Origin of the sequence: Mycobacterium neglectum (assembly GCF_002591975.1) — a bacterium.
Lineage (GTDB): Bacteria > Actinomycetota > Actinomycetes > Mycobacteriales > Mycobacteriaceae > Mycobacterium > Mycobacterium neglectum.
Map to the genome: position 1 here is coordinate 1 of NZ_NVQE01000077.1, position 12,691 is coordinate 12,691.

Sequence of the window (12,691 nt, forward strand, 5' to 3'; positions counted from 1 at the left end):
GAAGTCGCCGCCGAACTCAACAACCGGCCCCGGAAACGCTACGACTTCGACAGCCCCGCCCAAGTCCTTGACCGGATACTCTCGGATCCGAAAACAACCACTGTTGCGATCAAACCTTGAATCCGCCCGAGAGGAAACCTGCATTTCGTGGTTTTCGACGCGGGCTAGAACCCCGCTGACCCCGCTGCCGGGGCGCGCACCACCAACGGCACCGCCGGGAAGTAGGCGGCCATCTCCGAGCGCGACTTGCGAAGCACGGCGGTGCCGTAGCCCCGCTTGCGGTGGTCGGGATGGATCCAAATCCGGACGTTGACCTCACCGGCGACCAGATCGCCGAAGATCATGCCGATCTTCTTCGAACCGTGAATCGCGACCAACCACGCGGCGTCTTCGGCGTCGACGCGCTGCAGGCCGGTCCGGATCTCTTCCTCGAGGTCGCCGGCAGGCGCACGCGATCCGTCACCCGCCTCCTGCACGTCGGCGGTGCGCGCGGCGAAGATGTCGCGATCGGCGTCGGCCGCGAAGGGGCGCACCACCATGCTGTCGGCCGAACTCGCGGGCTCGCCCGTCATGAAACTCAGCTGATTGTTGAGGTCCTCGAGTTCGGCGGCGATCCTGCGGCGCGAAACCTTGGTGAGCCGATCGAACGACAACCGCAGGACAGCTTCGGCGGCGGCCGTCGACGTGCCGAGATGGCTTGCAATCGAATCGATCGCGGCGTCGTAGTCTTCGGCTCCCACGACGACGTCGAGAAGCTCGTGGCGCCGCTCGAGCGCGCGCACGAGCGCGTCGGCGATCTCGCGGCGCGCAACTCTGGGATCGTCCTCAGTCATGCTCCGAGCGTAGATGTACTCAAGAATCAGTCGAGCAGTACGGTTGCGAACGTGCCGACCTGAGTGAAGCCGATTCGGTCGTAGGTAGCGCGGGCGACGGTGTTGAAGCTGTTGACGTACAAGCTCGCGGTGCGTCCGCTGCGCACCACCGCCGATGTCAGGGTCGCCGTGCCCGCGGTGCCGATCCCTTGGCCCCGCCAGTCGGGATGCACCCATACACCCTGGATCTGGCCAACGGCCGGCGATTGGGATCCCACCTCGGCCTTGAAGATCACCTGGCCGCGTTCGAAGCGGGCCCACGCGCGGCCCGCGGCGATCAATCCAGCTACCCGGCGCCGGTAGCCGCGGCCGCCGTCACCGATCCGGGGGTCGATGCCGACCTCGCCGATGAACATGTCGATCGCCGCGACCAGGTACGCATCGAGTTCATCGGCGCGGACCTGGCGCACGGCGGGGTCGATTGCGCAGACGGGCGGCGTACTCAAGGCCATCAGCGGCTGCTGCTCGCGCACGTCGCGCGCCGGACCCCAGGCGCGCTCGAGTCGCTGCCACATGGGAAGCACCATCTCGGCGCGGCCGACCAAGGACGAGCAACGCCGGGCTGCGCTCATGGCCTTGTCGGCGAATGCATACATGTCGTCGGTGCCGCCGCGCAGCGGGATCAGATTCGCCCCGGCGTAACAGAGCGATTCGGTCGGTCGCCGACGGGTCCAGAGCTCGCCGCCTATCGCCGCGGGCTCGATTCCGTGTTCGACGACCCGCGACGCCACCATGCAGCTGCCGACCGGATCCTCGTCGAGAACGCGGTAGACATCACCGGCTTCGCGTACGACAGCAACCCGTCGCTCATCGACGCGGCGAAATAGCGGCGGAGCCGACATGGAGACTCTTTCTAACCGATCCCGTGCGGTGCAGTGACCCCGCTCACAGGGCCATGCTCAGCTTACGGTCACAATCGGCGAACCGCTTGCGTCTGATTCGGGCGATGCGCCCATTTCTTCGGCGAGTCGCAGCGCTTCCTCGATCAGGGTCTCGACGATCTGCGCCTCAGGCACCGTCTTGATCACCTCACCCTTGACGAAGATTTGCCCCTTGCCGTTTCCGGATGCGACGCCGAGATCAGCCTCGCGGGCCTCACCGGGTCCGTTGACGACGCAACCCATGACCGCGACACGCAGCGGAACGTCCATGCCCTCCAGTCCGGCGGTCACCTCGTTGGCCAGGGTGTAGACGTCGACCTGCGCGCGGCCGCACGACGGACACGAGACGATCTCCAGGCCACGGGGGCGCAAATTCAGTGATTCGAGAATCTGGTTGCCGACCTTGACCTCTTCGGCGGGCGGCGCGGACAGCGAGACGCGGATGGTGTCGCCGATGCCCTTGGACAGCAGCGCGCCGAACGCGACGGCGGATTTGATCGTGCCCTGGAAGGCCGGCCCGGCCTCGGTGACGCCGAGGTGCAACGGGTAGTCGCTCTTGGCGGCCAGCAGTTCGTAGGCGGCGACCATCACGACGGGGTCGTTGTGCTTGACGCTGATCTTGATATCGCCGAAGCCGTGGTCCTCGAACAGCGAGGCTTCCCACAGCGCGGACTCGACCAGTGCCTCCGGCGTCGCCTTGCCGTACTTGTCCATGAAACGCTTGTCCAACGAGCCGGCGTTGACGCCGATGCGGATCGGAATGCCCGCCGCCCCGGCGGCTTTGGCGACTTCCTTGACCCGGCCGTCGAATTCCTTGATGTTGCCGGGGTTCACACGCACGGCCGCGCAGCCCGCGTCGATCGCGGCGAAGATGTACTTGGGCTGGAAGTGGATATCGGCGATGACGGGGATCTGCGACTTCTTCGCGATCGCGGGCAACGCGTCAGCATCTTCCTGACGCGGGCAGGCGACGCGCACGATGTCGCATCCCGATGCCGTGAGCTCGGCGATCTGCTGCAGGGTCGAGTTGATGTCGTGCGTCTTCGTAGTGCACATCGACTGCACAGCGATCGGATAGTCACTGCCCACGCCGACGTCGCGCACCATCACCTGGCGCGTCTTGCGGCGTGGTGCCAGGGTCGGCGCCGGTGGCGCCGGAATCCCCAGACCAATCGAGGTCATGCTTCTCCTACTGGAACAACCTGATCGGGTTGACCAGGTCAGCGGTAACGGTCAGGAGCATGTAGCCCACCACGACAAACAAGATTGCGTAGGTGGCAGGCATCAGCTTGAGGTAGTTGACGGGTGCCGCGGCTACCTTGCCGCGCGCCGACCGAATCATATTGCGAACCTTCTCGTACCACGCCACCGCGATGTGTCCGCCGTCGAAGGGCAGCAGCGGAACCAGGTTGATCGCACCGAGTACGAAGTTCAGCTGGGCGAGGAAGAACCAGAACGCCACCCAGAGCCCGGCATCGACGGTGTCGCCACCGATGATGCTGGCGCCGACCACGCTGATCGGCGTTTCCGGATCACGTTCACCACCGCCGATCGAATGCACCAGCGCGCCGATCTTGGTCGGGATCTTGGCCAGTGACTTGCCCAGTTCAACGGCCAGGTCCCCGGTGAACGCGAACGTCCCCGGCACCGCCGACAACGGGTTGTACTGCGTCGGCCCGAATTGTGCGGCGGCGATACCGATGGCGCCGACGTTGGTCGCCTCGTCGCCCTCGCCGGTGAACCGCTGCGTTCTGGTGACGTCGACGACCGTGCTGGCCGGTCGGCCGTCGCGCTCGTAGACGATGGTGGTCGGGCCGGAGGCACCCTGAAGTGCAGTCCTGGCTTCGTCGAAGGTGGCCACGGACGTGTCGCCGACCTTGACGATCACATCACCCGCACGGATACCGGCCTCGGCAGCCGGACCGGGACCGGTGCAGTCGGCCACCTGGTCCTTGCTGATTTGCGCTGCGACACAACCTGTTTCACCGACGAGCGCCTGGGTGGGCGGGTGCAGGTTGGGCAGCCCCCAGATCACGGCGATGCCGTAGATCAGCACCAGGCCGACGACGAAGTTCATGGCGGGCCCCGCGGCCAGCACGGCAGTGCGCTTCCACGTCTTCTGCCGGTACATCGCGTAGGGCTTGTCCTCGGGCGCGATTTCGTCGATCGAGGTCATGCCGGCGATGTCGCAGAAGCCCCCCAACGGGATGGCTTTGACGCCGTACTCGGTCTCGCCCAGCTTGTTGGGCCGCCGCGTCGACCACAGCGTCGGACCGAAACCGACGAAGTAGCGCCGCACCTTCATCCCGGTGGCGCGCGCCACCCACATGTGGCCGCATTCGTGCAGTGCAACCGACAAAAGGATGCACAACGCGAACGCGATGATGCCGAGCACGAACATCATTTGGTGAGTAGTCCTTTTCTTGAAATCTCCCGCTCGACTTCTCGCTTTGCCCGGTCGCGGGCCCAGCGCTGAGCATCGAGTACGTCATCCACGGTAGCGGGTTCGGCAACCCACTGGTCGGCAGCGCGCAGGACCTCGGCGATTGTTCGCACAATAGCCGGAAATGGGATCTGCCCGTCGAGGAAGGCGGCCGCCGCTTCCTCGTTCGCCGCGTTGTAAACCGCCGTCAGGCAACCGCCGCCCTGGCCCGCCTGCCTGGCCAGGTCGACGGCTCCGAACACCTCCGCATCCAGCGGCATGAACTCCCAGGTCGCAGCCGTACGGAAGTCGCATGGCTGCGCTGCGGCGGGCACGCGGTCCGGCCAACCCAACGCCAGCGCAATCGGCAGCTTCATATCGGGCGGGCTGGCCTGCGCCAGGGTCGAACCGTCGGTGAACGTGACCATCGAATGAACAATCGACTGCGGATGGACCACCACCTCGATGCGGTCGTAGTCGATGCCGAACAGCAGATGTGTCTCGATGAGTTCGAGGCCCTTGTTGACGAGCGTGGCCGAGTTGAGTGTGTTCATCGGGCCCATCGACCAGGTCGGGTGCTTTCCCGCCTGCTCAGGGGTGACGGAGTCGAGGTCGGTGGCCGACCAGCCCAGGAACGGGCCGCCCGACGCGGTGAGGACGATCTTGGCGACTTCGTCTGGAGTGCCGCCGCGCAGGCACTGCGCCATCGCGGAGTGCTCGGAGTCGACGGGGACGATCTGGCCTGGTGCGGCGGCCTTGAGCACCAACGGCCCGCCGGCTACCAGCGACTCCTTGTTCGCGAGCGCGAGCCGGGAGCCGCCGGTCAATGCCGCGAGCGTGGGCTTGAGGCCAAGCGCGCCGACGAGCGCGTTCAGCACGACGTCTGTCTCGGTGTTCTCCACCAGATGGGTCACGGCGCCGGCCCCTGAGTAGGTGACGTCACCGACCTGCGCAGCCGCGTGAGCGTCGGCGACCGCGACGTTCGTCACCCCGGTCTGGGCCATCTGCTGGGCGAGTAGACCCGGGTTGCCACCACCCGCTGCCAGACCCACGACCTCGAAGCGGTCCGGGTTGGCCGCGATCACCTCCAGCGCCTGGGTGCCGATAGACCCGGTGCTCCCAAGGATCAGGACGCGCACGCGGTTGCTCACCCGACCATTGTGACGCTCCGCGCGGCTGACACCCCCATCCGCCGGGGCGCTCCCCGCCGGCGGCGAGAAATGTGACGCAAATGTGACCGAGCGTGCGGTCAGCCATCCGTGCGCCGCATCACATCGAATCCCCTTCGTCAACCGCAGGATGGCGGCACCCGCCATAGACAAGGGATGGGAAACCAATGAGAACAGTTCACCGCAAGTCAGTTGCCGCTGCTGGCCTGAGCGCACTCGCGATCTTCGGTGCAGTCTCGTGTTCGGCCGACAGTTCATCCGAATCCTCTGAGGCAGCGTCGACCACATCGGCCGCCGCGGAAACGACGACATCGGCAGCCGCACCCACCACGACGGCAATGGCCGACCCCGCCGCGAACCTCGTGGGAACGGGATGCGCCGCATACGCCGAGCAGGTGCCCGAGGGACCGGGTTCGGTGACGGGCATGGCCGCCGATCCTGTCGCGGTGGCGGCGTCCAACAACCCGATGCTCAAGACGCTGACCCAGGCGCTGTCGGGTCAGCTCAATCCGGATGTGAACCTGGTCGAGACACTCAACAGCAATCCGGGGTTGACGGTGTTCGCGCCGACCGATGACGCCTTCGCCAAGATCGACGCCGCGACGCTCGAGACGCTCAAGACCGATTCTGATCTGCTGACGAGCATCCTGACCTACCACGTCGTCGAGGGCCAGGCCGCTCCCACTTCGGTCGCCGGAGACCACGAGACACTCGAAGGCCAATCGTTGACAGTGACCGGTGCCGGCCCCGACCTCAAGGTCAACGACGCCGGTCTGGTGTGCGGCGGCGTCCAAACCGCCAACGCGACGGTCTACATGATCGACACGGTCCTGATGCCACCGGCCAGCTAGGCCACGACTGTTCCCGTGAGCAGACGTGAAAACCCCTAAAAATGCCGTATTTCGGGGGTTTTCACGTCTGCTCGCCCATCTAAAGGAACATCCATGACGACCCTTGCACTGATCGGATTCCTCGGTGGATTGATCACCGGCATCTCGCCGTGCATTCTGCCTGTCCTGCCGGTGATCTTCTTCTCGGGTACGCAGGGCACCCGCGCCGACGCAGCCGGCCCGGCAGGCGGCGTCGCAGTCGAGGCCACGCCGACGCTGTCGGACAGGTTGCGGCCGTACCGCGTGATCGGCGGCCTGGTAGTGAGTTTCAGCGTTGTCACCCTGGCGGGTTCGGCCCTGCTGTCACTGCTGCACCTGCCACAGGATGCCATCCGCTGGTTCGCGCTGATCGCATTGGTGATGATCGGCGTCGGGTTGATCTTCCCCAAATTCGAAGCGATCCTGGAGAAGCCGTTCTCCAAGCTTCCGCAGAAGCAGTTCGGCTCAGGCAGTGGCGGTTTCGGACTCGGGCTTGCGCTGGGCATGCTTTACGTGCCGTGTGCGGGACCGGTGCTGGCGGCCATCGTCATCGCGGGGGCAACCGGGAGCATTGGGCTTCCTACCATCGTGCTGACGCTGGCGTTCGCCACCGGCGCGGCGTTGCCTTTGCTGTTCTTCGCCCTCGCGGGCCGCCGCGTCGCCGAGCGAGTCGCGGCGTTCCGGCGCCGCCAGCGCGAAATCCGGGTCACCACAGGCGTGGTGACGATCCTGCTGGCGGTGGCGTTGGCATTCAACCTGCCTGCCGCACTGCAGCGTGCGATACCCGACTACACGAGCACGCTGCAGGAACGCGTGGGTGGCGACGAGCAGATCCGCGAAAAGCTCAACCTTGCCGGCCTGGTCAACGACCAGAACAGGCAACTCGACAACTGCACCGACGGCGCTCCCGAGCTGGAAAGCTGTGGTACGGCACCAGATATCAAGAACATCGCCGCGTGGTTGAACACACCGAACGGCGCGACCGTGGACCTCAAATCGTTGCGCGGCAAGGTGGTGCTCATCGATTTCTGGGCGTACTCGTGCATCAACTGCCAGCGCGCCGCGCCCCACATCGTCGACTGGTATGACACCTATCGCAGCCTCGGGTTCGAGGTGATCGGTGTCCACACGCCGGAGTACGCCTTCGAACGTGTCGAGGGCAATGTGGCTTCCGGTGCCCGCGACCTGGGCATCACCTATCCGGTAGCTCTGGACAACGGGTACTCGACGTGGACGAACTACCGCAATCGGTACTGGCCGGCCAAGTACCTCGTCGACGCATCAGGCACCGTGCGTCACATCAAGTTCGGAGAGGGCGACTACGACACCACTGAGCGACTGATCCGCCAGTTGATCTCGGATGCCGACCCTACGGCGCAATTGCCACCTGCTGTCGACGCCGATGACACGACACCGCAAACCGAAACAACACCGGAGACGTATCTGAGCGTAGGCAAGGTAGTGAACTACGCAGGCGTCGGCACCTACGACGAGGGGTCCTTCGAATTCAGTTATCCGCAAGCGCTTCCAGCGGACAGCTTTGCCTTGCAAGGTGACTGGGCGCTCGACTATCAGGGTGCGACATCGCGGGGAGCGAACTCCGGCATCGCACTGAACTATCACGCCAAGGACGTGTACATCGTGGCCGGCGGCGAAGGCACATTGACGGTATCCCGCAACGGGATGAACACGACCGTGCCCATCAGCGGCCCGCCGACACTCCACCAGGTCGTCGACGATACCGACATCGCCCGGGGACAGCTTGAAGTCACCGTACCTTCCGGATTGCAAGTCTTTTCGTTTACCTATGGCTGAGGACCCATCCGCATCACGGATGGCTCCGAATCCCTGATCGAGTGGAAATCGAGGCGGCGCAAGCCGTCCCCAACGAAAGGAAGCGAATTCATGTACGCAAAGAAGACTTTGGGGGTCGGCTTCGCAGCAGTTGCCGCGGTCGGATTGTCCCTCGGTACCGCAACGAGTGCCCAGGCCGAGATGGTGGGGACGGGCTGTTCGGCCTACGCACAGCAAGTGCCGACCGGACCTGGTTCGGTGCAGGGCATGGCGATGGATCCCGTGGCCGTGGCCGCATCCAACAATCCGATGCTGACCACGCTGACCAAAGCGATTTCTGGACAATTGAATCCGCAGGTGAACCTCGTCGACACGCTCAACGGCGGTCAGTTCACGGTGTTTGCCCCCACCGATGACGCATTCGCCAAGATCGACCCGGCGACCATCGAAAAGCTGAAGACCGATGCTCCCTTATTGACCAGCATCCTGACCTATCACGTGGTGCCCGGTCAGGCCGGCCCGGCGCAGGTGGTCGGCACACACCCGACGGTGCAGGGCGCTGACGTGACGGTCACAGGTATGGGCAACGACCTACGGGTCAACGACGCATCCGTGGTCTGCGGAGGGGTGCAGACCGCCAATGCCACCGTCTACATGATCGACACCGTCCTGATGCCGCCGATGAATTAGCCTGCGGCACAACCTGAACAGGAAGGCAGCCCGTGCACCCCCCGCACGGGTTGCCTTCCGCGTGCTACTCGCCCTTCAGCTGCTGGTACAGCCGATACATGTCGAGCTGACCGCGATGGGTGACCAACATGTCGCCCTGGAAGCGGTCGATATGGATCCCGGATATCGATACCCCGGCACCCGTCGGCGCAATGCCCCGGAACTCGCCGGTATGCGTGCCGACGAACCGGCAGCGGGACACACCATGTGAACCGTCGACCAGAACCTCGTCGAGTTCATGGCGGCCGTCGGGAAACGCGCGGAAGAACTCCTGCAGGCGGCCCAGCCACTCATCCCATCCGACCGGAGCACCTCCGCCCACCTCGACGACCACCCGCTGTGACACCACCGCCTCGAGCGTCGACCAGTCCTGTCGGTCGATCGCGCCGTACAGGCACTTCACCAGACCGCGGACCTCGTCGGCTTCGAAAGTCATACTGGCCGAACCTTTCCAATGATGTTCTCGGCGAACCGTTCGATCGGTTCCCGCAGGCGCTCGACGCCGCCGGCGGGCAGTTCTGCCCCCATCCACGGAGCGCACATCACCGCAGTGATACCAATGTCCTCCGCCCGCTTGTAGAGGTCAGGTGTCGGGGGTTCCAGCAGTGCCAGCATGATGTCGAACGGCTCACTGTCCCTTCCGTATTCGCGCCGAAGCTCCTTGAGCCTCCGCACGTACGAGGCCGCCTCGTCCCAGCCGTACGCAAAACCGACCCAGCCGTCACACAGTAGGGCCGCACGTCGCAACGCCGCCTCGGACTCGCCGCCGCAATGGATGGGCACCGGCGCGGCTGGATGAGGTTCGATCATCATCTCGGGCACCTGGTAGTACTCCCCGCTCCACGACACCCAGCCGCCACCCCACAGCGCGCGCAGGGCCGGAATCATCTCGTTGAGTCGCTTGCCGCGCGTGGCGAAGTCCTGGCCCATCAGCTCGTACTCCTCGCGCATCCATCCGACGCCGACCGATAGCGTCACCCTCCCCTCGGACAGCACAGCAGCCGATGCGACCAATTTGGCCACCTCCAGCAGCGGCCGTGCGGGCGCGATATAGACGGCGTTGGAGAAGCGCAGCCGACTTGTCACCGCGGCCATTGCACCGATCTGCACCCAGCAGTCCGGCCACGCCGTCTCGGGTGCCCAGCCCGGTTTGCCGCTGGATGAGTCCGGGTAGGGCGACGAGAGCTCACGCGGATAGATCATGTGGTCGGAGCACACCATCCCGTCGAAGCCCGCCTCGTCGAGCATCCGCGCCAGGGGCACAATTTCTGACGTTTTCATGAACGCGGTGCCAGACCAGAACTGCATCCTGTTTCTCTACAGGGAAATTCGGGCAGCATCAATGGCATGCCGACACTGTTGTGGTTCAGGCGCGATCTGCGACTGCATGATCTGCCCGCTCTGCTTGACGCGGCGGCCGCCGACGGCGAGGTGCTCGCCTGCTACGTCTTGGACCCACGGCTGACGGCATCCTCCGGGCAGCGCCGGCTGCAATATCTCTACGATGCCCTGCGCGATGTACACGAGAGCCTTGACGGTCGCCTGCACGTGAGCCGCGGTCGTCCGGAGAAGCGAATTCCGGCATTGGCGAAGGCGATCGGCGCCTCGTCGGTGCATGTGTCCGCCGATTACTCGCCGTTCGGCCTGCGGCGCGATGGCGCGGTTCGCGACGCGCTGGGTGACGTGGCCCTTGAAGCCGGCGGCTCGCCCTACCTGGTTTCGCCAGGACGTGTCACCAAGGGCGACGGCACGCCCTACAAGGTTTTCACCCCGTTCTATGCCGCGTGGCAGGAACATGGTTGGCGTTCGCCCGCGTCGTCCGGACCGAAATCCGCGCAGTGGATCGATCCCAAGGACGTGCCCGGCCGGGTGAAGATCCCCGACCTCGGCGTCGAGTTGGAGCTGCCCGCCGGCGAGGGCGCCGCCATGCGTCAGTGGAAGTCGTTCGTGCAGAAGCGACTCGCCGGCTACGCCGACGGTCGCAACCGACCGGATCTGCCCGCCACCAGCCGGATGTCCGCGCATCTGAAGTTCGGCGCCATCCACCCCCGCACCATGGCGGCCGACCTCGGCAAGGGCACAGGGGCGCAGGCATACCTGCGTGAGCTGGCGTTCCGCGACTTCTACGCAGCGGTGCTGCATGAATGGCCCGACAGTGCCTGGTGGAACTGGAACAAGGCGTTCGACAACATCGAGGTCGACGACGACGAGGACGATAAGGGCTCTCGCGCGCTCTTCGATGCATGGAAGGCCGGCCGCACCGGATTTCCGATCGTCGACGCCGGCATGCGCCAACTGGCGGAAACCGGCTTCATGCACAACCGCGTACGGATGATCGTGGCGTCATTCCTGGTCAAGGACCTGCACCTGCCGTGGCAGTGGGGAGCGCGCTGGTTCCTCGACCAGCTCGTCGACGGCGATATGGCGAGCAACCAGCACGGCTGGCAGTGGGCCGCAGGATGCGGCACCGACGCCGCGCCGTACTTCCGGGTGTTCAACCCGACGACGCAGCGCGAGAAGTTCGATCCAGACGGTGAATACGTACGCCGGTGGGTGCCCGAAATCGACGACGAGGACTATCCGGACCCGATCGTCGATCACAAAACCGAGCGAGCTGAGGCCCTGCGCCGCTACGGCAAGATCACTTGATTATCTGGCCACCGTCGACCGGCAGCGCCACCCCGGTGAGGTACCGACCCGATTCGCCGCACAGGTAGACCATCGTGTCGCTGATGACCTCCGGCTCGACCGGCGGGTTGTCCAGGAGCGGCTGCTGTGACGGACTGAAGGACGGGTGTTCCATCGACCACTCGGCCATCGCTTCGTTGTAGATCATTGGCGTCGCCACACCGCCGGGATGCACCGTGTTAACACGAATGTTCTTTTCTGCCAACGCTATTGCGAAGTGTCGCATGACACCGATCACGCCATGTTTGGCGGCGGTGTATCCCGCTGCGCCGTGGCTGGCCGTGCCGAAGTCGACAGTGACGGGCCTGAATCCAGCGGCCGAGCTGGTGATCACGATGGCGCCGCCGTCTCCGTGCGCCAACATGGCGGGCAGCGCGGCCACGATCGTGAAGTAGACACCGTTGAGCATCACGTTAACCGCATCGACGAACGCGCCGATCTGGCTGCCCTGCTCCCCCGCTGCCGGCAGTATCCCCGCATTGGCGAGCACGAAGTCGATCCGTCCGAATTCGGCCTCTCCATTGGCCACGACGGCCTTCAACTGCTCGAGATCGCGGACGTCGGCGCGCTCGGCAACGATGCGGCGGCCGGTCTTCTCCACCAGGTTGACCGTCTCGTCGAGGTCCTCGCGTGTCGCCATCGGATAGGCCACACTGTCCATCTGATCGCACAGATCGACCGCGATGATGTCGGCCCCTTCCTCGGCGAACCGCACGGCGTGGGCGCGACCCTGACCCCGCGCCGCGCCAGTGATAAAGGCGACTTTTCCGTCGAACTGGTTGGCCATGACGCATGACCCTACGGGCGCGCGAATCACCTCGGACAGGCACGTATGCCAGAATGTCGGCAGTTGTCCGCCCACCATGAGGAGCAGCCGTGGTCACCACTGAGGTCGAGCGACACACCGGCGTCGACGTCGAGGATGTGCCCTCCGCCGAATGGGGCTGGTCCAAGCAGAACTACAAGCTGATCCACATCGGTGGCATCGTCTCGGCGCTCTTCCTGCTGGCCATGTTGCGCGGCAACCACGTGGGACGCGTCGAGGACGCATTCCTCATCGGCTTCGCCGCGTTGATCTTCGTGTTGGTCGGTCGCGACTGGTGGCTGCGCCGCCGCGGCTGGATCCGCTAGACATCCGCTCTAGGAGGGCGCTGAACAAGGCGGTTCTGAGACTGGCCGGCGGGACGGGCCAGGGCGCGAGAATTGGCGTGCTGTCGCTTGCGAGGGCGGGATCGTGGTGGGGATGGGCTCTCCGGGCCCGTGACTG

At 65.1% G+C, this 12,691-nt stretch carries 13 protein-coding genes; 5 read left to right on the forward strand and 8 right to left on the reverse strand.

The features are described 5' to 3' along the window. Window positions 1–164: 164 nt before the first annotated feature. From CSQ99_RS29710 to dxr, 5 genes are read right to left on the reverse strand one after another with little or no spacing between them, the layout of a single operon-like run. The gene (locus CSQ99_RS29710) at window positions 165–833 is read right to left on the reverse strand and encodes a GNAT family N-acetyltransferase (RefSeq protein ID WP_099042565.1); all 669 of its coding nucleotides are present in this window, start codon (window positions 831–833) and stop codon (window positions 165–167) included. A gap of 26 nt (window positions 834–859) precedes the next feature. Further along, window positions 860–1,714 carry a GNAT family N-acetyltransferase gene (locus CSQ99_RS29715; protein WP_099042566.1) on the reverse strand — a complete coding sequence of 285 codons (855 nt, stop codon included), beginning with the start codon at window positions 1,712–1,714 and terminating at the stop codon, window positions 860–862. A gap of 57 nt (window positions 1,715–1,771) precedes the next feature. Continuing rightward, window positions 1,772–2,935, reverse strand: a complete 1,164-nt coding sequence (gene ispG / locus CSQ99_RS29720; RefSeq protein ID WP_099042567.1) for a flavodoxin-dependent (E)-4-hydroxy-3-methylbut-2-enyl-diphosphate synthase — start codon at window positions 2,933–2,935, stop codon at window positions 1,772–1,774. 7 nt (window positions 2,936–2,942) lie between these two features. Further along, complete coding sequence (locus CSQ99_RS29725) at window positions 2,943–4,157, reverse strand: M50 family metallopeptidase (RefSeq protein ID WP_099042568.1); 1,215 nt, start codon at window positions 4,155–4,157, stop codon at window positions 2,943–2,945. Continuing rightward, a complete protein-coding gene (gene dxr, locus CSQ99_RS29730; RefSeq protein ID WP_099042576.1) occupies window positions 4,154–5,326 on the reverse strand; it encodes a 1-deoxy-D-xylulose-5-phosphate reductoisomerase in 1,173 nt (390 codons plus the stop codon). Before dxr ends, CSQ99_RS29725 begins: the two co-directional genes overlap by 4 nt. 185 nt (window positions 5,327–5,511) lie before the next feature. Between dxr and CSQ99_RS29735 the strand changes: the two genes are divergently transcribed. The 3 genes from CSQ99_RS29735 to CSQ99_RS29745 all read left to right on the forward strand — a co-directional run bounded on the left by CSQ99_RS29735 (window position 5,512) and on the right by CSQ99_RS29745 (window position 8,697). After that, a complete protein-coding gene (locus tag CSQ99_RS29735; protein WP_099042569.1) occupies window positions 5,512–6,195 on the forward strand; it encodes a fasciclin domain-containing protein in 684 nt (227 codons plus the stop codon). Between the two features lie 93 nt (window positions 6,196–6,288). After that, entirely contained in the window at window positions 6,289–8,028 is a 1,740-nt protein-coding gene (locus CSQ99_RS29740) for a cytochrome c biogenesis protein CcdA (protein WP_099042570.1), read from the forward strand. A 90-nt stretch (window positions 8,029–8,118) separates the two neighbouring features. Further along, window positions 8,119–8,697 (forward strand): fasciclin domain-containing protein, encoded by a 579-nt coding sequence (locus CSQ99_RS29745; protein ID WP_099042571.1) that lies wholly within the window; start codon window positions 8,119–8,121, stop codon window positions 8,695–8,697. Between the two features lie 64 nt (window positions 8,698–8,761). Here the strand turns inward: CSQ99_RS29745 and CSQ99_RS29750 are convergent, their stop codons facing one another. Together CSQ99_RS29750 and CSQ99_RS29755 are read right to left on the reverse strand one after the other, a co-directional pair. Then, the gene (locus tag CSQ99_RS29750; protein WP_099042572.1) at window positions 8,762–9,172 is read right to left on the reverse strand and encodes an ester cyclase; all 411 of its coding nucleotides are present in this window, start codon (window positions 9,170–9,172) and stop codon (window positions 8,762–8,764) included. After that, window positions 9,169–10,044: a TIGR03619 family F420-dependent LLM class oxidoreductase gene (locus CSQ99_RS29755; protein WP_099042573.1), complete on the reverse strand. Its 876-nt coding sequence runs from the start codon at window positions 10,042–10,044 to the stop codon at window positions 9,169–9,171. The genes CSQ99_RS29750 and CSQ99_RS29755 overlap by 4 nt, the downstream gene beginning before the upstream one ends. A gap of 39 nt (window positions 10,045–10,083) precedes the next feature. Here CSQ99_RS29755 and CSQ99_RS29760 point away from each other — a divergent pair, with 39 nt between their 5' ends. Next, window positions 10,084–11,385: a cryptochrome/photolyase family protein gene (locus CSQ99_RS29760; RefSeq protein WP_099042574.1), complete on the forward strand. Its 1,302-nt coding sequence runs from the start codon at window positions 10,084–10,086 to the stop codon at window positions 11,383–11,385. On the opposite strand, the gene CSQ99_RS29765 is transcribed toward CSQ99_RS29760, so the two are convergent. Beyond that, complete coding sequence (locus CSQ99_RS29765; protein WP_099042577.1) at window positions 11,378–12,211, reverse strand: mycofactocin-coupled SDR family oxidoreductase; 834 nt, start codon at window positions 12,209–12,211, stop codon at window positions 11,378–11,380. The genes CSQ99_RS29760 and CSQ99_RS29765 overlap by 8 nt on opposite strands. Window positions 12,212–12,300: 89 nt before the next feature. Here CSQ99_RS29765 and CSQ99_RS29770 point away from each other — a divergent pair, with 89 nt between their 5' ends. Beyond that, window positions 12,301–12,555, forward strand: coding sequence for a DUF2631 domain-containing protein (locus CSQ99_RS29770; RefSeq protein WP_099042575.1), 255 nt, complete (start codon window positions 12,301–12,303; stop codon window positions 12,553–12,555). Window positions 12,556–12,691 lie beyond the last annotated feature (136 nt).